Annotated in this window: 17 protein-coding genes and 2 tRNA genes; 2 read left to right on the top strand and 17 right to left on the bottom strand. The window is 41.9% G+C overall.

Going from position 1 to position 21,543, the window contains the following annotated elements; translation table 11 throughout:
* Positions 1-14 precede the first annotated feature (14 nt).
* The 6 genes from H8S17_RS01705 to H8S17_RS01680 form a co-directional block, all read right to left on the bottom strand.
* Complete coding sequence (locus H8S17_RS01705) at positions 15-392, bottom strand: TnpV protein (RefSeq protein WP_009247523.1); 378 nt, start codon at positions 390-392, stop codon at positions 15-17.
* Between the two features lie 26 nt (positions 393-418).
* Positions 419-1,558: a plasmid recombination protein gene (locus H8S17_RS01700; protein ID WP_019190307.1), complete on the bottom strand. Its 1,140-nt coding sequence runs from the start codon at positions 1,556-1,558 to the stop codon at positions 419-421.
* A gap of 355 nt (positions 1,559-1,913) precedes the next feature.
* On the bottom strand, positions 1,914-3,068 hold the full coding sequence (locus H8S17_RS01695) for an AAA family ATPase (protein ID WP_009247525.1): 1,155 nt from the start codon (positions 3,066-3,068) through the stop codon (positions 1,914-1,916).
* Complete coding sequence (locus H8S17_RS01690; protein ID WP_009247526.1) at positions 3,058-3,393, bottom strand: plasmid mobilization protein; 336 nt, start codon at positions 3,391-3,393, stop codon at positions 3,058-3,060. Before H8S17_RS01690 ends, H8S17_RS01695 begins: the two co-directional genes overlap by 11 nt.
* A complete protein-coding gene (locus tag H8S17_RS01685; RefSeq protein WP_009247527.1) occupies positions 3,383-4,474 on the bottom strand; it encodes a site-specific integrase in 1,092 nt (363 codons plus the stop codon). Before H8S17_RS01685 ends, H8S17_RS01690 begins: the two co-directional genes overlap by 11 nt.
* Positions 4,475-4,663 (bottom strand): helix-turn-helix domain-containing protein, encoded by a 189-nt coding sequence (locus tag H8S17_RS01680; RefSeq protein ID WP_009247528.1) that lies wholly within the window; start codon positions 4,661-4,663, stop codon positions 4,475-4,477.
* Between the two features lie 448 nt (positions 4,664-5,111).
* On the opposite strand from H8S17_RS01680, the gene H8S17_RS01675 reads away from it, so the two are divergent.
* Positions 5,112-5,642 carry a helix-turn-helix domain-containing protein gene (locus H8S17_RS01675; RefSeq protein WP_009247529.1) on the top strand — a complete coding sequence of 177 codons (531 nt, stop codon included), beginning with the start codon at positions 5,112-5,114 and terminating at the stop codon, positions 5,640-5,642.
* Positions 5,643-5,934: 292 nt separating this feature from the next.
* On the opposite strand, the gene guaA is transcribed toward H8S17_RS01675, so the two are convergent.
* The 3 genes from guaA to H8S17_RS01660 form a co-directional block, all read right to left on the bottom strand.
* Complete coding sequence (gene guaA, locus H8S17_RS01670) at positions 5,935-7,479, bottom strand: glutamine-hydrolyzing GMP synthase (RefSeq protein WP_186865957.1); 1,545 nt, start codon at positions 7,477-7,479, stop codon at positions 5,935-5,937.
* A 123-nt stretch (positions 7,480-7,602) separates the two neighbouring features.
* Positions 7,603-8,559, bottom strand: a complete 957-nt coding sequence (locus H8S17_RS01665) for a carbohydrate kinase family protein (RefSeq protein WP_186865956.1) — start codon at positions 8,557-8,559, stop codon at positions 7,603-7,605.
* Between the two features lie 245 nt (positions 8,560-8,804).
* Positions 8,805-10,196: an MFS transporter gene (locus H8S17_RS01660; protein ID WP_186865955.1), complete on the bottom strand. Its 1,392-nt coding sequence runs from the start codon at positions 10,194-10,196 to the stop codon at positions 8,805-8,807.
* Between the two features lie 191 nt (positions 10,197-10,387).
* Here H8S17_RS01660 and fucO point away from each other — a divergent pair, with 191 nt between their 5' ends.
* The gene (gene fucO, locus H8S17_RS01655) at positions 10,388-11,533 is read left to right on the top strand and encodes a lactaldehyde reductase (RefSeq protein ID WP_186865954.1); all 1,146 of its coding nucleotides are present in this window, start codon (positions 10,388-10,390) and stop codon (positions 11,531-11,533) included.
* A gap of 327 nt (positions 11,534-11,860) precedes the next feature.
* Here the strand turns inward: fucO and spoIIID are convergent, their stop codons facing one another.
* The 8 genes from spoIIID to tilS all read right to left on the bottom strand — a co-directional run bounded on the left by spoIIID (position 11,861) and on the right by tilS (position 21,542).
* Positions 11,861-12,115 (bottom strand): sporulation transcriptional regulator SpoIIID, encoded by a 255-nt coding sequence (gene spoIIID, locus H8S17_RS01650; protein WP_186865953.1) that lies wholly within the window; start codon positions 12,113-12,115, stop codon positions 11,861-11,863.
* Between the two features lie 78 nt (positions 12,116-12,193).
* The gene (locus tag H8S17_RS01645) at positions 12,194-14,413 is read right to left on the bottom strand and encodes an alpha-galactosidase (RefSeq protein WP_186865952.1); all 2,220 of its coding nucleotides are present in this window, start codon (positions 14,411-14,413) and stop codon (positions 12,194-12,196) included.
* Between the two features lie 264 nt (positions 14,414-14,677).
* Positions 14,678-14,761 (bottom strand) — tRNA-Leu (locus H8S17_RS01640).
* 39 nt (positions 14,762-14,800) lie between these two features.
* A tRNA-Tyr gene (locus H8S17_RS01635) sits at positions 14,801-14,882 on the bottom strand.
* 91 nt (positions 14,883-14,973) lie between these two features.
* Positions 14,974-17,103, bottom strand: coding sequence for a glycoside hydrolase family 13 protein (locus H8S17_RS01630; RefSeq protein WP_186865951.1), 2,130 nt, complete (start codon positions 17,101-17,103; stop codon positions 14,974-14,976).
* Positions 17,104-17,743: 640 nt separating this feature from the next.
* Positions 17,744-19,555 (bottom strand): ATP-dependent zinc metalloprotease FtsH, encoded by a 1,812-nt coding sequence (gene ftsH / locus H8S17_RS01625; RefSeq protein WP_279287787.1) that lies wholly within the window; start codon positions 19,553-19,555, stop codon positions 17,744-17,746.
* 14 nt (positions 19,556-19,569) lie between these two features.
* On the bottom strand, positions 19,570-20,094 hold the full coding sequence (hpt, locus tag H8S17_RS01620) for a hypoxanthine phosphoribosyltransferase (protein ID WP_186865950.1): 525 nt from the start codon (positions 20,092-20,094) through the stop codon (positions 19,570-19,572).
* Entirely contained in the window at positions 20,091-21,542 is a 1,452-nt protein-coding gene (gene tilS / locus H8S17_RS01615; protein WP_186865949.1) for a tRNA lysidine(34) synthetase TilS, read from the bottom strand. The genes hpt and tilS overlap by 4 nt, the downstream gene beginning before the upstream one ends.
* Between the last annotated feature and the right edge of the window lies 1 nt (position 21,543).

Below are 21,543 nucleotides of genomic sequence, written 5' to 3'. Positions count from 1 at the left end.
ATACCGTAAAACGCTTATGTGTAAATCAACTCCGTTCCTACAACTTCCCTCACACAAGCCTGAATATTATTCATTCTTCCAATCCATTCGTAGGGATTATCTTTCTTTAATTGTTCCGTCACATCTTGTCTGTCGGCATATTCCTTTACCAGTCGAAGAAACATATCCTCTGCTTGCTTATCGACTTCTGCAAGATAACTATGCAGCTTTCCGCTTGTCAGCAGGTTCATATATAACACTTTATAGTGTTCCTTTAAATGCCTTGCATGTCGTTTCCCCCATAAACCAATCGGCTCTATTTCTTCTTCGGCTGGTACTGTGATGTTCGGCAATAAATAATCACCCACCTGTCTATAAGTTCCGCCCATTTCTTCAAAAATTGTCTTTGTCATTTTCCTTTTCCTCCTGTGATTTTTGTCTATCGTGATCGTGTATTATCACGCTTGCGACCTTTAACTGTTCTTGCCTGCTCCAACAAATCATCTATCTGTTTGCGACCAAAAACCTTACGGAGCAGGCTGTAATCTTTATTTTCTGCTTTTAGGATTTTGTTTTCTTCGGTCAATCTTTCATTGACTTTCTCCAAACGCTGATTGGTGCGGTATAACTGTGCATTCGCTGTATTCAGCCTATGATAGTTGTCCCACCCCTCAAAGCAGCGGGCAAGCACCGTTTTGACAAGTTGCTTCAATTTCCTTACAACCGGCTCTGCCATTTTGGTTTTATATGCCTTTGCAGTCATAAATTTCTCTGGTTCTGGCAACTGATATTTCGGTGCAGTATCAAGCTCTATTTCAAGATTTGACAGCTCGTCTTTTGCCTTATCATAGTTCAATACTCGTTCCGACAACACATCAAATTCAATCTGTTTCTGCTCGATTTTCGCACCTAATGCCGCCACTTCTTTTTCTCTTTCCTGCTTTTTATAATCCAAAACAGAAAGATGTTTTTCGTGTGTGCCTAAATGTTCCCACTCAATCCCATAACGTTCCATCACCGCCGCAAGCTGTTCTTTTTCGGACTGTATCCATTGCGACCACTCCGTATCGCCACGACTGCCGCCCTTAAAACCTTGCGTTGCAAGAGCCTGCTTTAGTGACACTCTTGTATCAAGTCCACGCTTGCTGCCTGTGGTAAAAGGTACAAAATCTATGTGCAGATGTGGTGTAGCTTCATCCATATGCAGATGAGCCGAGAACACCCGAAGCTGTGGATTTCGCTCCTGAAAACCCTGATAGTATTCATCTAAAATCTGCTTTGCCAGTTCTCCGTTTTCCGTATCGGCGTTCATATTTCCCTTACCGCCCACCTGTAAAATGATTTCGTGGAACGGTTTTTCCTGCTTGGAACTTCGGATTTTTTCATAATAATCTTTTATCTTTCGGTCTGACCTTATCTGCTTGGCATTGTATCTTTCCAATGCTTCATCAAACAATTCGTGATAAACTGTCTTTATATTTTCATTGCAGTAGTCGATATTGAGATGAGTACGAGTTCCGTCTACATTTTCTGCTCGGAACTTTCGGCTATTGTGATTGACCGAGCCTTTACCGACCATTGCACTTATCGTTCTCTGCATTTTTTCATCTCCCATCTGTAAATTTCAACATTCTCAGGTTTTGTTACTTTTGTCAAAAGTAACGCAAAAGCACTTTTGACGGGTACACCCATCAAAAATGCGACCTGTAAACAGGTTTTGCGTTCTCCGAAGGCTCTCCGAGGGGTGAGCGTGTGCCGGTGGCACACACGCCTGCGAACCGACCGAGCCAGCAGGCGAGACCAAAGAGCCGCCTTTGAAAAGGCACTCTCTGCACACTCCCCTAAACTTTATCCGGTGTCAAAGTGTGACGATGGTGACAATGTTTTTCACAGCGTGCTGCTCTCAAAAACATTGACACCTTTGACACCGTTTGTCACGCCGTCTGCTCGGTTTCTTTCCAAAGTGAAACCTTTCTTCCGTCGTGTGTGCGGCTGTTCTGATAACGGATACCGTAATCACGAAACAGCCTGCTTGCGTTGATACTGAGCCTTAAAGAAAGTACATTCGGCTTTATATCCACCGCAAGCCTTTCGCAAAGTTCCGAAGCAGTTCCTTCCCATCTGTCACTTTCCGAAAAGAGCGTATCCGCTATCTTCTCAAGCAGAGGTTCGGGCGGTTCTTTCCACATCTCCGTTTCCGATTTTGCAAAGTTCCACACCAATCGCTCGCTGTCCCTTACAAGATGGATTTTCATATCCTGCTGGTCTCTGCCAGCAACATCAAGTGTGGCATTGTTGGAAGTACGCTTGTCCTTACTGAGAACAAATGCACCGTCTGCCGCACCCATCAGACCATTCGTGCCTGAAATCATATCGAATATATCTTCCGATTTTTGTTTGCGTGTATGATGAACAATAAGCATTGAAACCTTGTAACTGTCTGCCAACGCTTTCAGCCTTGCCACAACATCATAATCACTTGCGTAGCTGTAATCTGCTCCGCCTGCTTCACGCACACGCTTTAAGGTGTCTATGATAATCAAGCCTGTGTCTGGGTGTTCCCTCATAAACCCTCTTATCTGTTCTTCCAGTCCGCCATTGACCGTTTTACATTCCGTTGCGAAATACAGATTGCCTGTCTCCTTTGCACCGAACATCTGAAACAATCGCTTCTGCAAACGTGGGTAATCATCTTCAAGGGCAAAATAAAGCACCGTTGCCTTACGCACCTTATACTCCCAAAGCGGTGTGCCTGTGCTGATATGATAGGCAAGCTGTGCCATCATAAAGCTCTTTCCCACTTTCGGGGAACCTACGAAAAGGTAAGTTCCCCTTTGGAGCAGACCGTCGATAAGTGGTGTCTGAACCTCAAACACCGTATCATACAGCGTTGTCATTGATACTGTTTTCAGATAGGAAGGGTCTAACTGTCTGAGTATTTCCCTTTGCATTTCTTCAAAAGATTGCTCGTACCCCTTGAAATCCGTATCCTGATTGACTATACTATTGTCAGTACATTTGGAAAGTGACTGTTCCGCATCTGTTGCCGCAGATACATTTGGAATAGTCATTTCTTTTTTATTCTCCATTCGCATCCTCTCCTTTCAAACCGCCGAGAATAATGGAAATCAGTTCTATTACACTCAGCAGTTCATCATCCACACCTTTTCCTGCTTCAATCCTTTTCAGTTCCGCAAGGACTGTGGCAAATTCCGTTTTCAACGCCTTATACACTCTCGGATTGCCCTGTACCACCACATCCTGATTTAAGCAACGGCGGTAACAATACTCCTGTTTTGGCAATCCTGATAGAGCTACAGCTCTGTTAATGAGTTCGTTTTCTTCGGGCGATACTCGAAACCCTACTGTGATATTCCTCCAACGATTTTTGTTATCTCTGTTCTTAGCTGACATTTTCAAAATCTCCTTTCCCTAAATCATCTAATTTTTCTGCCATCTCAATCTGCTTTGACGGAAAGAGGTGTGCGTACTGATAAGTAATATCAATACTTTCGTGACCAACTCGGTCAGCAATCGCCACCGCAGAAAAGCCCATATCAATCAAGAGTGAAATGTGGCTGTGACGGAGATCGTGAATGCGGATACGCTTCACGCCTGCCGCCTTTGCCCCTCTGTCCATCTCGTGATGAAGATAGCTTTTCGTCACCGTAAAGATACGGTCTTTCTTCTTCAATCCGTAAAGCATACCGAGATATTCTTTCATTTCCTCACACAGAAACTTCGGCATTTTAATCGTGCGGTTGCTCTTTTTCGTTTTCGGAGAAGTAATCACATCCTGCCCTTTCAAACGCTGATAGGATTTATTGATTGTGACTGTTTCCTTATCAAAGTTGAAATCTGCCGGAGTCAAAGCTAACAGCTCGCCCTCTCGGATACCGCACCAGTAAAGCATTTCAAACGCATAAAAGGAAACAGGCTTGTCCATCATCTCAAAAGAGAATTTCTTGTATTCTTCCTTTGTCCAGAACAGCATTTCCTTGTGTTCCTCACGTCCCATATTTCCCACCTTTGCCGCAGGATTGGAACGCAGTTCATAGTAGCGGACAGCGTGATTGAAAATGGCGGACAACTGATTGTGCAGCGTTTTCAGATACGTCTGTGAATAAGGCTTTTTCTTCTCATCACGATAGGCAAGCATTTCATTCTGCCAAGTAATAATCTCCTTTGTGGAAATCTCGCTGATTTTCAGTTTCCCGAAATACGGAAGTATCTTTGTGCGTATGATATGCTCTTTGGTAAGCCACGTGTTTTCCTTCAAACGGTTCTTCACATCATTGATATAAAGCTCCGTAAAGGCTTCAAAACTCATATCAAGGTCTGAAGAAGTCTGCAATTTGAACATTCTTTCCCATTCCTGTGCTTCTCGTTTGGTAGCAAAGCCACGCTTGCATTTCTGCTTGCGTTCCCCTTTCCAGTTCACATACCTTGCCATCACATACCAAGTACCGTTATCTTCATTCTTAAATACCGGCATTTACATTTCCCCCTTTCCTGCTCCGTAGAGCCTTTCGTAAAAATACTGGCGATTTACACGCCCTGCAATCGTAATAAAGCCCTTTGCTTTCAATTCCTCATTTAATTGTCTGATGAGTTTATATGCATAAGGTTTTGATACGTTTAGTTCCTGAGCCACATCTTCGGCTCGGATAAATCTGTTTTCCATATCCTTTTTCTTCCTTTCTTAAAATAATTTTTTGCTTGCCGCTTTCTCCGTGTTAAAGTTCCAACAGGCACTCCTGCTTGTCGGCAGGCGCTGTGCTGTCCCAATGCACCGCAGTACATCAGGCGCTCGCTCGTATAGGGGTTCCCGAAAAGTCGGAGACTTTTGGGGAAGAGGAGGAGCAGTGCAGCGAATGAGCTTTTGTGCTTGCACACAAGCGAACGATACGGAACTTGCTCCGACGAGGTCTTGGCGGTTTGGCTTTTCGGACGGTCATTCAGTTGTCGCATTAAGCATATTTGTTTAATTCGTAATTTATTTTACTAAACATATTTGCTATTGTCAAGTGGTTGCAAAGAAAATATTAAACATTTTTGTTTCGGTTTTTCTTGACTTCCACTAAACATTTCTGCTATACTTATTTCACTAAATATAAAAGGAGCGTATCATTATGGCTATCAGCGAAAGAATACATTTTTTCAGACTAATGCGTGGTATGACACAAAAGTATCTCGGTACAGCAATCGGTTTTCCAGAAAAGAGTGCTGATGTGCGTTTGGCACAGTACGAAACTGGTACACGCAAACCGAAAGCAGACCTTACAAATGCATTGGCACAGGTGCTTGATGTTTCTCCACAGGCTCTTGATGTTCCTGACATAGACAGCTATATCGGTCTTATGCACACTCTGTTTACCCTTGAAGATATTTACGGTCTTACTGTCAGTGAAGCAGACGGAGAGGTATGCTTAAAGGTCAACAAGGACAAAGGCAGAGAAGCATATGAACTCCTCAAAATGCTGTATGCTTGGAAAGAACAGGCAGACAAGCTATCTTCCGAAGAAATCAACAGAGAAGAATACGATAACTGGCGTTACCATTATCCAGAGTTCGACACCACACAGCGTTGGGCAAAAGTTCCATCACAGGAATTAAGTGACGCTCTCGTGGAAGCATTCAAAGACCACTTGAAAGATAAATAAGCACCTACAGGACCTGCCACTGGCAGCTCCCTACAGATGCTTTGGCAACGACAAAAAAGCCCTTAACTATGGTTATTAACCACAGCTAAGGGCTTAGTTTATAATATGGAATTTGTTCAGAGCCAAGCTCCGAACTTTAGTCTGCAAGCCACCTGTTAATTGTTCCGTTACCCATAAACCACTGGATAACAAGAATAATGGCACTTGCTATGACTGTTATCAATTTGTTATCAAAAGACTAATCGAAATCGCTGAAACCCGCATAAACACTGGCTTTTTTAAGCAACTCGATTTATTCAAACTCAATCGTCCCCGGCGGCTTACTCGTCAGATCATAAAATACCCGATTGACTCCCTTCACCTCATTGATGATCCTGCTCATAACTTTCTGCAGAACCTCAAACGGAATCTCTGCTGCCTCAGCTGTCATAAAATCAACCGTATTCACAGCTCTTAATGCAACAGCATAATCATAGGTTCTTTCATCGCCCATAACACCTACACTCCGCATGTTGGTAAGTGCTGCAAAATACTGTCCGATTGCCCGGTCAAGTCCGGCTTTTGCAATTTCTTCGCGGTAGATAGCATCTGCTTCCTGCACGATCTTGACCTTTTCAGCCGTTACTTCCCCGATGATTCTTATGCCAAGTCCCGGTCCCGGGAATGGCTGTCTGAATACAAGTGCTTCCGGTATTCCAAGTTCAAGTCCGGCTTTACGGACTTCATCTTTGAAAAGATCACGAAGCGGCTCAATGATTTCTTTAAAATCTACATAATCCGGCAGACCGCCAACGTTATGGTGTGATTTGATAACAGCGGACTCTCCACCAAGACCGCTTTCTACAACATCTGGATAAATGGTTCCCTGTGCAAGAAAATCTACTGCACCTATCTTCTTTGCTTCTTCTTCAAACACCCGGATAAATTCTTCTCCGATGATCTTACGCTTGCGTTCTGGTTCTTCTACTCCTGCAAGTTTTTTGTAATAACGTTCCTGTGCATTGACACGGATAAAATTCAGATCAAACTGTCCATTTGCTCCAAATACCTGCTCAACTTCATCGCCTTCATCTTTACGGAGCAGTCCATGGTCTACAAAAACGCAGGTAAGCTGTTTTCCAATGGCTTTTGACAATAGTCCTGCTGCAACGGAAGAATCCACTCCACCGGATAATGCTAACAGTACCTTTCCATCGCCAACTTTTTTACGGATCTCAAGTATGGAATTTTCTACAAAATGATCCATTCTCCATGTTCCTGCACATCCACAGACACTGCGGACAAAGTTATACAGCATCTTTGTTCCCTCCTGTGTATGGAGCACTTCTGGGTGGAACTGAATTGCATATAAATTCTTTTCTTTATTTTCTGCTGCTGCAACCGGACAGTCTGCCGTATGTGCCACGATTTTAAAATCCGGTGCTGTTTTCGATATATAATCAAAATGACTCATCCAGCAAATTGTTTTTTCTGACACATCTGTAAACAATGGTGAGGCTTGATCTACAACCACCTCTGTTTTTCCATATTCACGCACTGGTGCTTTTTCCACTTTGCCGCCTAATACATGCATCATCAGCTGTGCACCATAGCAAAGTCCGAGTACCGGAATGCCTAATTCAAATAATTCTCTGGTATAAGTCGGTGAATCTGCTTCATAACAGCTGTTTGGCCCGCCTGTCAAAATAATTCCCTTCGGCTGCATTGCCTTGATCGTTTCAATATCTGTACGATAGGAATAGATCTCACAATACACGTTGCACTCACGGACACGTCTTGCCACAAGCTGGTTATACTGACCACCAAAGTCAATGACGATTACCTTTTCCTGATCCATTCGTCCATTTCCTCCTCAAGTAATTTCCAACGTCTGCAGTAATTTTATCGTAACCGTCTGCATTCGTCTGGATTCATACATTCCATTATAAGTTAGGGTTTTTAGAAAGACAAGTAATATTTTTTAACTTCTCATCTCATTCATATCCGGATAAGATGCGATCACGCCCTGTTTCAGAACGCTTTTCCCACAATATGTATTGGAAAAATCCAGATACCGTTTCATCTGCTCCATAGAAATCTTATCTAAATCATTTACAGTGATTCCATCTTCATACAGCTGATACAAAAAAGATCCAATAAATGCATCTCCTGCTCCGGTTGTATCAATGGCTTCCACTTTTTCTGCTTTTGATACTGCCTTATCTGTTTTTGTATGTGCCTCGGCTCCGTCTGCTCCTTTGGTAAAGATCACAAGTCTGACATTTCCTGTAAACAGTTCTTCTAAAGCGTCTTCGATATTCTCTTTGCCGGTAACAAAGAACAGTTCTTCATCTGAGATTTTGATGATATCTGCTTTTGGAAGGAATTCTAAGACCGCCTGTCTTAATGCTTCTGTACTCTCCCACAATGCCGGTCTTAAGTTAATATCAAAACTGATGATTGCACCTGCATCTTTTGCGTATGCGATAGCTCTTTCATGTGCTCTTTTCATTGGAAAATCTCCAAGAGATACGGAACAGAAATGCAGAGCGTATGCATCTATAAACCAGTCTTTTTTAATGGTTTCCGGCTCTAATAACATATCTGCTCCCGGTTTCCGGTAAAAGGAAAATTCCCGGTTTCCATCTTCTTTTAATGCGACAAATGCCAATGAAGTATTTGCCTGATCTGTCCTTTTAATATATGCACAGTCAATCCCATAGGTCTGAAATTCTTCTACAATCTTATCTCCAAATGGATCATTTCCAAGCTGAGTGATCATTCCTGCTCCTCCGCCTAATTTTCGAAATGCCCCACAGACATTGGCCGGTGCTCCTCCTACAGATGGGTGAAAACTCTCTACTGACTTGATTGGTTTTTCTGTTTCTCCCGGAATAAAATCGATCAATGCCTCACCGATCGCAAGCAGTCTTTTCATACAATTATCCTCCATGAAAATTACTATTTTGATTCAGGTATCAAAAGGTGGTTTTAAGTTTTTTGATTGGCAGATTGCACATAACCGAGTCTAATTTGTTCCGTTGTACAAAAATAAGAAACTCTAAGCTATGAGCCATCTTTTGACACTCGAATCCTATTATTCGTTTCATATACGCCCTAAGTTTTTCACTTCAAAAATTCAAAACGCACATGATTCCATTCTTCTCTCAAATTATACTATAACTACCTCCTGCTCTGCAATTCCCTCGTATTCGATTCCACCCGCCGTTTTGATAATGGATAGAGAAAAATAAATACTAACGCAACTGCCGCATAGATCACTGCTGGAAATAATGTGGAAAGTCCATAGATCCCTGTCCGCACAGCATCTGTCTGTGCGGTTGCGATAGAATCATACCCGATCGCTGACAACGCAAATCCGCCTAACCCTCCGGCTAATGCCTGTCCTAATTTTCTTGCAAAGGAATATATGCCGTAGATCGTCCCATCATCACGCTGCATTGTCTGCACTTCTTTATCATCGATCACATCACTGATCATTGCCCAGACTGTCATATTAAACAGATACATGCCTCCGATACTTGCAATAAAATTGATCACGATATACACCCACACATTTGTAAGCCGCAACAGATACATGATAAAAAACAAAACTGCCGACACGATACATCCTGTCGATGTCAGCTCTTTTCTGCCAAACCGTTCCACTAATTTACCTGCGACGGCTGCTAAGATCAATGCCGCCGGTAGTCCAAGCAGATTATTGATGGATAGTGCTTTTGTATTTTTAAAATAATCTGCAAACAGATATGTGCTGATCGACTGTGCCATGATCGCTGCACAAAGTGTCAAAACGGAGATCAATATCATTGCCAACAATGCCTTGTTTGAAATGACATGCGCCAATGTTTTTGCAACGGAATCTTTTTTCTGTTTTCCCAGGTTCCGCTGCACGCTGACACGCTCTGTTACAAGTGCATAACAAAGCAGATAACAAACGACTGCTAATATGGAAAAAATTCCTGCTGCAAGGGTAAAACGGCTTCCTTCCACGACTTGATCACCGTTTGCATCTGTCTGGTAAATAAAAAGTGGTGCAACGACGCTGATGGCTGCGGATGCAAATGCAGAACCTAAGGAACGGTAAACGGACAAGGACTGTCTGTCTTTTGATTTTTCTGAAATTACAGATGCCATGGAACCGTATGGAATGTTGATCGATGTATAAAAAATGGAGCCCCAAAGCAGGTATGTCACGAACATATAGATTACTTTTACTAACATAGAAGCGTCAGCAATCGCACTCTGATACATCAAAAAACTAGAAACTGCCACCGGTATACACATTCTTATGATCCAGACACGGAATCTTCCTTTGCTGTTTTCTTTTGCGGAATCTGCAATTCTCCCCATTCCGATGTCTGTAAATGCATCCACGCATCTTGATACCAGAAACAGCACTCCGACCATGGCTGCATCAATACCAAATACTTTCGTATAAAATACCATCAGATAAGTGCTTGCAAAAATGAATGTAAAATCATTTCCAAAATCTCCAAACATATATCCGATCTTATCCCGAAAACCAAAACTCCTTTTTTCTGTATCTATCATTTTTCAGCCTCCAACGAGAAAATTTTCCATTTTTTTATGAACAGTAACGTATTTTCTCCAATATTTTGAAAATTATGTAAAAAACAAAGATTTTTCTTTCAATTTCTGTTATAATAGATGCAGACATTTGGATATACGTCATGCGATATCCATGGGATTTTTTTAACTAAAGGTAAAGGAGAAGAATTATTATGGCAAACAGAATCATGTTAAATCAGACTTCCTATCATGGAGCAGGAGCAATCGCAGAAATCGCAACGGAAGCAAAAGCGCAGGGTTTTTCCAAAGCATTTATATGCTCTGACCCTGATCTGATCAAATTTAATGTTACTTCAAAAGTAACGGATATCCTTGATAAAGAGGGGTTAGCTTATGAAATTTATTCGGATATCAAAGCCAATCCGACGATTGAAAATGTACAGCATGGTGTTGCTGCTTTCAAAGCCTCCAAAGCCGATTATATTATTGCGATCGGTGGCGGTTCTTCCATGGATACGGCAAAAGCGATCGGCATTATCATTGCCAATCCTGAATTTGAAGATGTCAGAAGCCTTGAAGGTGTCGCTCCAACAAAGAAGCCTTGTGTACCGATCATTGCAGTTCCTACTACTGCCGGAACTGCTGCTGAAGTAACAATCAACTATGTGATCACCGATGTAGAACGCAAACGTAAATTTGTCTGTGTTGATCCACACGATATGCCGATCATTGCAATCGTTGATCCTGATATGATGTCTTCAATGCCGAAGGGTCTGACCGCTTCTACCGGTATGGATGCATTGACACATGCCATTGAAGGCTATACCACAAAGGCTGCATGGGAAATGACTGATATGTTCCATTTAAAAGCGATTGAAATCATTTCGAAATCACTTCGCGGTGCTGTTGAAAATACCAAAGAAGGCAGGGAAGGCATGGCATTAGGTCAGTACATTGCCGGCATGGGATTTTCAAATGTAGGTCTTGGAATCGCACACTCCATGGCACATACCTTAGGTGCTGTCTATGACACTCCGCATGGTGTTGCCTGTGCAATGATGCTTCCGATCGTTATGGAATACAATCAGGACTGCACCGGCGAAAAATACCGCGAAATTGCAAGAGCCATGGGCGTTGCCAATGTTGATGCCATGTCTGTTGAAGAATATCGTAAAGCTGCGATCGATGCAGTCAGAAAACTTTCTGCTGATGTTGGTATCCCATCAAAACTTGAAGCGATCAAAGAATCTGACTTAGACTTCCTTGCAGAATCAGCTCATGCTGATGCCTGTGCACCGGGCAATCCAAAAGAAGCAAGCGTGGAGGATTTAAAAGATCTGTTCCGTAAGATCATGTAAATCCTTCGTAACTATCAAGATACGAAATCTTTACAGCTTATTTAAAAAAAGCGTAACTATTCAGAACCCCTTAGAATCGTAAAAATTGATACGTCATGCTTGCATGTAAGTAACAGTTTTTATGATTCGTAAGGTGGCTCGAATAGAGTCACCGCCCCATATATGAACAAAATAGCTGCAAAGCAGCGGTAAAGCACGATTTATCGTGCGGTTTTGCGAATATATGAGAGGGGTTCTGAATAGTTACAAAAAAGCCTGAAAAACCGCTTAGACCTTGTGATACCCACATAGTCCAGGCGGTTTTCTTCGTAAAAGATCATTTTGTTTTTACATATGCTGATGCAGATATTTTTCTCTTGTTGCAAGCCCGCCACGGATATGACGTTCTGACTTATTGACATCTAATACTTTCCTTGCGGTCTTTGCTAATGCTGGATTGATCTGTGGAAGTCGTTCTGTTACATCCTTATGTACGGTACTCTTGCTAATGCCAAACTGCTTTGCAGTCTGTCTTACAGTTGCATTGTTTTCAATAATATATTTTGCTATTTCCATAGCTCTTTCCTCAATATAGCCTTTCAAAAAAATCCCCTGCGATACTTGTTTTTACATTGTATGCAGAAGATTTTTTGTTTATGTTCGTTTCTTGTTATATGGTATTTAAGCCTCTAACAGATAGATCCTCGATTCAAAATCTGTACATGGGATATCATCACCTGTCACTTCACCTGCTGTCACATCAGATATGATCAGACCTAAATGCATCAGCTCATCTCCATAATTCTTCGTTCCATTCTGCTCATTCGTATAAAGAAGATCCGGTGCAAGTCCCATTAGCTGTATCCGGTCAAATGTGCCATTGACCTGATTTAAAGTACGATACCAGCCGACAAGGACTGTTTTCTTATCTTCACTGACAACCTCCCAGATCGTTTCATTTGTTTCAAACGGACTGCGCAGACGGTAAAAATTTCCAAACTGGATCACCTGCCGGTACTTTTTCATAAATGCAATCTGCTCTTTGACCTGTGATAGTTCTGTTTCATTTAATTTATTTAAGTCCAACTCATATCCAAATGTTCCAAAATAAGCCACGTTCGCCCTTGTATGCAGTGGAGTATTCCGAAATACCTGATGATTTGGTATCACAGATACATGACTGCCGATGCTGCTGATCGGATAACACAGCGATGTGCCATACTGTATTTTTAACCGTTCGATCGCATCGGTATCGTCACTTGCCCAGCATTGTGGTGCATAATAGAGCATTCCGGCATCGAACCGTCCACCGCCGCTTGCACAGGATTCAAACAGGATTTCCGAAAATTCACTTGTCAGACGTTCATACAGATCATATACCCCTAAAATATAACGATGGAATACTTCGCCCTGCTGCTCTGGCAATAATGTGTTTGAATAGCACTCGCTGATACTTCTGTTCATATCCCATTTAATATAAGAAATCTTAGATTTCCGTAGAATCTCAGTCATCATTTCATAGATATGATCTACCACTTCCTTTCGGGAAAAATCAAGAACATACTGATTTCTTCCATGGGAAACATTGCGCTCTGGCACCTGTAAAATCCAGTCGGGATGTGTGCGGTAAAGGTCTGAATCTTTATTGACCATCTCCGGCTCAAACCACAGACCGAATTTCATACCGAGTGCTTCTATTTTTTCAGACAGACCGGAAATTCCATTTTGCAGACGCTCTCTGTTTACTACCCAGTCACCAAGTCCTGCATGATCATTACTTCTTGCACCAAACCAGCCGTCATCTAATACAAATAATTCTACTCCACATTCATATGCTTTTTTTGCAATCTCAAGCAGACGTTCTTCTGTGAAGTCAAAATATGTTGCCTCCCAGTTGTTGATCAGTATCGGTCTTGTCTTATCCCGCCAGTATCCTCTTGCTAAACGTTTCCGGTACAATTTATGAAATGTCTGGCTCATGCCGTTTAGTCCCTTATCTGAATAAACAAGCACCGCCTCCGGTGTCTGGAAATGCTCTCCGGCATCTAATTTCCAGTCAAAACAGTCTGGATGGATACCCGCTGAAAGTCTTGTCACATTATGCGTATCAACTTCTGCCTGCATCAAAAAATTTCCACTGTATACCAGACTAACTCCGATCACTTCACCCTGATGTTCTGTAGTATATGGACGTTTTAATGTGACAAAAGGATTCTGCTGGTGGGAAGAATGACCACGCATACTTCCAATGGCTGTGATTCCCTGTTCTAAGCTGCGTGTTTTGATATGCCGTTCCCTTGCCCATGCACCGGAAAGCTGCAGCCACTCATAATCATGATCCGGCAGATCTAAATTCAGACTCATCGCCCTAGTCAGGTGTACCGGCTGTTTTCCTTTATTCTCATAACAGATACTGCGTGTTAGAATACCGCCCTTTGCATAGATACTATAAAGCATATTTGCACAGATACCTGTCACCGTATCTTTTAACGTGATGATCAATGTATCTGCTTCTTCGTCTGACTCTACATACGTTGCAGGCAGTCCTTCTAATCCGGGCTTTCCTTTTTGTATCTGATGTGACTCATAGGTAAATTCCGACAGACGGCTGCCATTTTCCTGTAAGATTTCTACTGCCGGCTGACGGTAATCTGTAGCACCAAATACCGGAAGTTCCTGCTTGATATGCTCCATCGAAAAAGTTCGGTCACCTTCATAAATATAAGATGCCATTGCCCGCTGTTTTAGCTCCAATAAATAAGAAAAATCTTCTTTATCCCGAATTTTCTTTCCAAAATATAACTGCCCCAACTGTCCGTTTCTCAGCACCATCATAAGATAGCTGATCGTATCATTATATAAATGAAAAATTTTTGTATCTGCATGATAAATAACCGGCATCTGATCCTCCTTTTATCTGTGAATGTATCACATTTACTATATTGTCATTTTTGTTTCACATTGAGTTTCTGGTTCTTTTCATTCTCTAAGAGTTTTCCACATCTTTTCTTAGCACATGATAGATATATTATACAGAATCTTATCCTGATATGGAAGTATCTGTTTCGTTTACAATGAAACCCTTTTGATCATCAGCTGTACCCGGTATTGTTCTTTTCCAAATAAAAAAAGAAACCTCAATCTCTCAAGGTTTCTTCACTTTCATGCCCGCGACCGGAATCGAACCGGTACTGTATCGCTACAACAGGATTTTAAGTCCTGCGCGTCTGCCAGTTCCGCCACGCGGGCAAATATGAAATTATGTATCAGTTTGTGATAGAAATGAAATGGGCAGAGGTGGATTCGAACCACCGAAGCAATATGCAGCAGATTTACAGTCTGTCCCCTTTGGCCACTCGGGAATCTGCCCATTTTTCAAAACGTATATCAACGCCCTGACAAGATGATATTATAGCATAGTCATTTTCAGTTTTCAAGATACTTTTAAAAATTTTTTTAATTTAACAACGGTTCAGCTCATGCTGAACTGTTGTTAAAATCACTGCCGATTTTTTTTGTATCGTAACAGATACAGTGCTTTCTTTTACCTGATAATACTGCGGCATCAGGGAATATCCTAAGTCTGTTGTTACGATCAACTGCCGTAGTGTGCATTTTAAAGGAACTCCGGCACCTAAAACATTTAACTTTTTCGTTTTTTCTTCGTTACTGTTATTTACGATAATGATAAACTGCTGTTCTCTGTTAAATCTTGCATAACAGAGCAGATCATCTTCACTGTCTAAAAATGTAAAGGAACCATTCCGGATTGCCGGATTGTCCTTATGGATCCGAATCAGTTCCCTGTGCAGATCGATCAGTTCCACGTTTTCATGTCCCCATGGATATGTCCTGCGGTTATCAGGATCCGTATATCCGCAGAGCCCCGCTTCATCTCCATAATAAAGCGTCGGTGCTCCCGGCCATGTCATCTGCACCAACACGGCTTCACGCATTACACCATAATCTACATTTTCTGAAGCCGATTCTTTTCCTAAAAATTCTGCCCGTCCTGCTTTGTGGTTCGTTCTTGTTAAAAAACGTGAATGATCATGGTTAGAAAGCTGGTTCATTGCACAGTAAAGTGATGGTGTCATAAAACTGGTCATATAATGCCGCATTGCCCCCTCGAAATCACTGATCTTTCCGATACGTTCCGGCTGATACTCATCACTATGCTTCTCCATACCGGTCAAAAACCATGTCAGAGGTTCCATAAATGCTGAATAATTCATGATCGTATCCCATTGATCCCCGGCTAACCATGCCTTTGGATCACCATAATGCTCTGCTAAGATAACGGCATTCGGATTGGCTTCTTTGACCGCATCCCTGAAATCTCTCCAGAACTGATGGTTAAATTCCTCACTGTGCCCTAAATCTGCCGCCACATCTAAACGCCAGCCGTCTGCACAATATGGCTCTGATACCCATTTTTTTCCGATCCTCAAAATATCCTCATATAAAGCCTTTGAACCTTCGTAGTTTAATTTTGGAAGTGTATCATGTCCCCACCAGCCCTCATAGGACTTATTGTGCGGCCATGCCGCATCATCTTTATTGGAAAATCCAAAATAATCCCGATACGGACTGTCTTTTGATACATATGCCCCCGGTGCGAATCCTTCCCTGCCGGCATAGATCTCTTCTCTGTCCATCCAGTGGTTGAATGATCCACAGTGGTTAAATACACCGTCTAAGATCACTTTCATTCCACGCTTATGCACTTCCTGCATAAATTCTGCAAAAAATGCATTGCCTGCCTCTAAATTCTTCTGGTTCGTGACACGGCAGCAGTAACGGGTAGCTTTTCTGTTATCGGTTTCTCCCTCGATCAGAAGCTCTCCTTCATCTTCGATGATCTTTCCGTAATGCGGATCAATGTGGTCATAATCCTGAATATCATATTTATGATTCGATGGCGAAACAAAGATCGGATTAAAATAAATCACTTCTACTCCAAGTTTTGCAAGATAATCTAATTTTTCCAAAACACCTGCAAGATCTCCGCCATAAAATTCAGCTACACCAAAATTTTCCGGACATTTGTCCCACTGTTCCCCCGGTACTCGGCTGCTCAATGTTTTGATATAGTAATATTCTCCGTCTAAAACATCATTCGAAGGATCTCCATTATAGAATCGGTCTACTAAGATCTGATACATTACAGCACCTTTTGCCCAGTCCGGTGTGGAAAATCCCGGAACGATCTCAAAGAAATACTGTTCCCTGACCTCTTTTGTCACACCATAACGGTCATAATAGCAGTTTAGCAATCCTGATGCGACTTCAAAATAGTATGAAAAACGTTCTGTTGTCAATGGTATTCTGACTGCATAATAATCAAAAGTATCATCACGCTCGACTAATTTCATCTGATAGCGTGTATCTTTGGTACATAACCAGACAACATCGACATTATCTTTTGCTGTCCGGAAACGGATCGTTACGATCTCGTTCTCTTTTGGTTCTGCAGGAATCCTGTAATCTTTTGTTCCATCTGAAAACAAGGCCTGTTTCCGCAGGACTGGACGCATCTGCATAATATACTGCTGTACTCTGTTTAACTCATAGACCGACTGATATTTCATAAATCATGTTCCCTCTTTTCTTAGAATTTCTCTATGATGATTCGAGTGTCAAAAGGTGGCTCACAACTTAGTGGCTGGCAGATTGCACAAAGCCGAAACTATTTTTGTGACTTTGGGAGAAAATTAGTAAATCTTAGTCTGCCTGTTCATGTATAGCGTTTTGCTGCCATGGACGGCAGCAAAAGTCTTAATGCCCATGGATGGGCGTTTAAGACGTACACGTCACTTTATCACAATCTAATTCAGGCAGGCTTAGATTTTCTTATTTTCGTACAACGGAACAAAATAGACTCGGCTTTGTGTAATCTGCCAATCAAAAAAATGAAAGCCATCTTTTGACACCCAAATCTTATGATAAAATAAAAAAGACAGCCATCGATCTGCTGTCTTTTTTAGGAGAAGGTATTTTTACTATGGGGTGTAGCAAAAACTATATATAATGTATTGGGGGGTTTTTACGGTTATTATAGTAACATCAAAGCCAAGATAAGTGTGCACAAACTTCACAAATTTTTGATGTTGTTTTTGTGAATAATGTATAGTACCTTAGTCCTAATTTTTGTGAATCGATTTAAAAAATGCACAATCACTATTTATATCTTTCCCAACTTTTTGTCTGCAGCTGTTTTCTGCCATTTTGTTACGAAAATAATGCCTCAAATTCCTCCCGGCTGATCTTCTCTTTTTCTAATAAAAGCTCTGCACACCGGTTCAATACGTCTTCATGCTCACGGATAATTGCTTTTGCTCTTGCATAGCACTCGTCAATGATCCGTTTTACTTCATCATCGATACGTGCTGCAACGCCTTCCCCATATCCTCTTGCATGTGCAAGATCTCTGCCGATAAATACTTCATCGTCTTCATTATCATAATTGATAAGACCTACGTTGTCTGACATGCCATATTTTGTTACCATGGCTTTTGCAAGCTGTGTCGCCTGTTTGATATCCTGTGAAGCGCCTGTTGTGATATCATCAAAGATCAATTCCTCTGCGACACGGCCACCAAGATCTACAACGATCTGCTGTAACATACGTCCCTTAGTATCAAACATTTCATCATGTTCCGGCAATGGCATCGTATATCCTGCTGCCCCTGCACCGGTTGGTATGATAGAAATCGAATATACCGGTCCCACATCCGGCAGTACATGGAATAAGATCGCATGACCTGCTTCATGGAATGCGGTGATACGTTTTTCTTTTTCTGAAATGATACGGCTCTTTTTCTCTGCACCAATGCCTACTTTGACAAAGGATTTCTTGATATCCTCCTGCATGATATAGGCACGGTCTTCTTTTGCTGCATTGATTGCAGCTTCATTTAACAGATTTTCAAGATCAGCTCCGGTAAATCCGGCTGTTGTCTGTGCAATCTGTTTTAAATCCACATCATCTGCTAACGGTTTATTCTTAACATGAACTTTTAAGATTTCTTCCCTGCCACCGATATCCGGTCTGCCGACATGGATCTTACGGTCAAAACGTCCCGGACGCATAATCGCCGGATCTAAGATATCGACACGGTTAGTAGCTGCCATGACAATAATTCCTTCATTGATACCAAATCCGTCCATTTCGACAAGCATCTGGTTCAATGTCTGCTCACGCTCATCATGTCCACCGCCCATTCCGGTTCCTCTGCGTCTTGCGACTGCATCGATCTCATCGATAAATACGATACAAGGTGCATTTTTCTTGGCTTCTTCAAACAAGTCACGGACACGGGATGCACCGACTCCGACAAACATCTCTACAAAATCTGAACCGGAAATACTAAAAAACGGAACTCCGGCTTCTCCTGCTACTGCCTTTGCAAGTAAGGTCTTACCGGTTCCCGGAGGGCCTACTAAAAGCACACCTTTTGGTATCCTTGCCCCAAGTCTTGTATATTTTCTTGGTGCTTTTAAGAAATCTACCAGTTCTTCTAACTCTGCTTTTTCTTCCTGAAGTCCTGCGACATTTCCAAAATTCATCTTATTTTCTTCAGTGGAAAGCTTTGCACGGCTCTTGCCAAAATTCATCATCTTGCTGCCACCGCCGCCTGCTGCCGCCTGATTGCTCATGATCATAAACAAAATGAACATCGTTGCCAATACGATCAGTAATGGGAGCAGGTTAAGCAGCCAGCTCTCCGGTGGAACATCTGACACATAATAATTGGTAAAATCATGTTCTGCCAGCAGATCCTGTATCTCATTGACATCTGTAACATAGAGTTCTTTCTCTACATTATCTTTCAGACGGATATTGAGTACACCCGTCGGTATTTCTCTGTTTTGTTCTATTTCTATATAGACAACATCTTCTTTTGTCAATGCAGTTTTAAATTCCGTCATCGTATACGCATTTGCTGCATTCTGCTTTGCATCTAACATCAGCCAGAGTACAACGACAACGATCACTAAGACCGCATAGAATCCAAATCCTCTGTAATTACGCTTTTTCAACGTAGGACCTCCTTCTAGCCTAATTCAACCACACCGATATATGGCAGATTCCGGTATTTCTGTGCATAGTCAAGACCATAGCCTACCACAAATTCATCCGGAATATCAAAACATGTATAATCTACATCCACTTCTACCACACGTCTTTCCGGCTTATCTAATAATGTGCAGAGTTTCAGGCTCTTTGGATTTCTGTTGCGCAGATATTCAAGCAGGTAGCTTAATGTTCTGCCAGAATCAATGATGTCTTCGACTACCAGCACATTTTTTCCTTCTATTCCTTCATCTAAATCTTTGACAATCTTTACGACACCGCTGGATTTTGTATCTGCACCATAACTTGATACGGACATAAAGTCCATGGAAACTGGGATCGTCAGACGTTTTGCAAGTTCACAGGTAAAAAATACTCCACCTTTTAATACACAGATCATGTGTACCTGCTCCCCATTATAATCTTCGCTGATCTTTGCTGCGATCTCTGCGATTCTCTTATCTACTTCTTCCTCTGATAATAATACACGTATTGTTTCACTCATGTGACATCCTCCATAAACTGTACTTCTAACACATACTCCGTATCTTCTGTAATCTTATAATATTCACTGATACGGTATCCAATGATCCATAAAATATGGGAACCATCTGCTAACAATGGTATGTTCTCCCGCTCTGCCTTTGGTATCTTTTCGTTGATCAGGTATTCTTTTAGTTTCTTCTTATGTCCATACCCATCTGTGATAAAATAATCCGCGGGCTCCCTGCCCCGAAAACAGAGTCCATTTTCTATTTTATCATAGTCAAACCATTTCGTATACTGATTTTTGGGAATTTCTCTATCTTTTTTCTTCCTTTTAAAGATACGGCAACAGACCTTCCTGCCAAATACAGACAAATTACCTGACGTTTCTCCCTTTGCATTGATCTCTCTGAGTACTTCTTCCATTTCTATCCCCTGCCACAAAAAAACAGGTTCTTTTTTCTGCTGGTCTGCTGCAGATTTGTCTGTAAAAAGCAATGCTCCATATGTTTTTTCCGCTAATATCCCATATGGCAGAAACACTTTTTTCCCTACCTGATTGTTACTCAGCTTAAGCAGTGCTTCTGCATGTTCCCTTCCAAGGTCTTTTCTGCTTCCGGATATTTCCGCAAGCAACAGCAGCATAACCTGTCTTTGTAAAAATAAAGGATTCTTATCAAAGCTGTCCAATGAAAAACAGATACTGCCGGACGGCTCCTTACAAAGCCGTTCTTTTAATATACGTTTCGATTCTTCTGCCAGATAATCTGAAACTTCCCTGATATCTTCTGACAGACAGTTGATATGTGAAACTGCCCGCTCATTGATTCGCTCTAATTCCGGCATGACACAGTTACGAAGCCTGTTTCTGCTGTATGTGATATCTGCATTGGTCGCATCTGTCCGGTATTCCTGCCCGATTTCCGTTAAATAGGCTTTAATCTCACTTCTTGCCACACATAAAAGCGGACGTATGATCTGATCCCGCACCGGACGTATTCCGGCAAGTCCCTCGATCCCACTTCCGCGGCACATATGAAACAGAATGGTTTCTGCATTATCATCTGCATGATGGGCGAGTGCGGTCTTTACCGTCTGATGCTTTCCATATTTTTCTGCTTCTTTAGCAAATGCCTCATAACGCACTTTTCTTCCCGCTTCTTCGACAGACAGCCCTTCTTCTTTTGCGATCTGTTCCACCGGAAATGTATATGCGAAAAAAGGGATCTGATATGCATCTGCTAAATTTTTCACAAATTCCATATCTGATAAACTCTCTTTTCCGCGTATCCCATGCTCAATATGCACTACAGACATCGTAAATCCCATGGACTTTCGCAGATGTTCTAAGATGCGGAACAGACAGACGGAATCTGCCCCTCCTGATACGCCCACACAGATATGCTCTCCTGCGTTTATCATATGCTCTTTTCGGATATACTCTGCTATCTTATCTGTCATGTACATG

The sequence above is a fragment of the Roseburia zhanii genome, assembly GCF_014287635.1.
In the GTDB taxonomy this organism is placed as follows: domain Bacteria; phylum Bacillota; class Clostridia; order Lachnospirales; family Lachnospiraceae; genus Roseburia_B; species Roseburia_B zhanii.
This window is presented reverse-complemented; position numbering and strand designations above follow the sequence as displayed.

What these genes read in the sequence shown, in the direction of transcription:
- H8S17_RS01675 (WP_009247529.1), top strand. Translation starts at nt 5,112, where the DNA reads ATGGCTATCAGCGAAAGAATACATTTTTTCAGACTAATGCGTGGTATG.
- guaA (WP_186865957.1), bottom strand. Translation starts at nt 7,479, where the DNA reads ATGGATCAGGAAAAGGTAATCGTCATTGACTTTGGTGGTCAGTATAAC.
- H8S17_RS01660 (WP_186865955.1), bottom strand. Translation starts at nt 10,196, where the DNA reads ATGATAGATACAGAAAAAAGGAGTTTTGGTTTTCGGGATAAGATCGGA.
- H8S17_RS01705 (WP_009247523.1), bottom strand. Translation starts at nt 392, where the DNA reads ATGACAAAGACAATTTTTGAAGAAATGGGCGGAACTTATAGACAGGTG.
- tilS (WP_186865949.1), bottom strand. Translation starts at nt 21,542, where the DNA reads ATGTACATGACAGATAAGATAGCAGAGTATATCCGAAAAGAGCATATG.
- H8S17_RS01695 (WP_009247525.1), bottom strand. Translation starts at nt 3,068, where the DNA reads ATGGAGAATAAAAAAGAAATGACTATTCCAAATGTATCTGCGGCAACA.
- H8S17_RS01645 (WP_186865952.1), bottom strand. Translation starts at nt 14,413, where the DNA reads ATGCCGGTTATTTATCATGCAGATACAAAAATTTTTCATTTATATAAT.
- H8S17_RS01700 (WP_019190307.1), bottom strand. Translation starts at nt 1,558, where the DNA reads ATGGTCGGTAAAGGCTCGGTCAATCACAATAGCCGAAAGTTCCGAGCA.
- hpt (WP_186865950.1), bottom strand. Translation starts at nt 20,094, where the DNA reads ATGAGTGAAACAATACGTGTATTATTATCAGAGGAAGAAGTAGATAAG.
- H8S17_RS01630 (WP_186865951.1), bottom strand. Translation starts at nt 17,103, where the DNA reads ATGAAATATCAGTCGGTCTATGAGTTAAACAGAGTACAGCAGTATATT.
- fucO (WP_186865954.1), top strand. Translation starts at nt 10,388, where the DNA reads ATGGCAAACAGAATCATGTTAAATCAGACTTCCTATCATGGAGCAGGA.
- H8S17_RS01680 (WP_009247528.1), bottom strand. Translation starts at nt 4,663, where the DNA reads ATGGAAAACAGATTTATCCGAGCCGAAGATGTGGCTCAGGAACTAAAC.
- H8S17_RS01665 (WP_186865956.1), bottom strand. Translation starts at nt 8,559, where the DNA reads ATGAAAAGACTGCTTGCGATCGGTGAGGCATTGATCGATTTTATTCCG.
- H8S17_RS01685 (WP_009247527.1), bottom strand. Translation starts at nt 4,474, where the DNA reads ATGCCGGTATTTAAGAATGAAGATAACGGTACTTGGTATGTGATGGCA.
- H8S17_RS01690 (WP_009247526.1), bottom strand. Translation starts at nt 3,393, where the DNA reads ATGTCAGCTAAGAACAGAGATAACAAAAATCGTTGGAGGAATATCACA.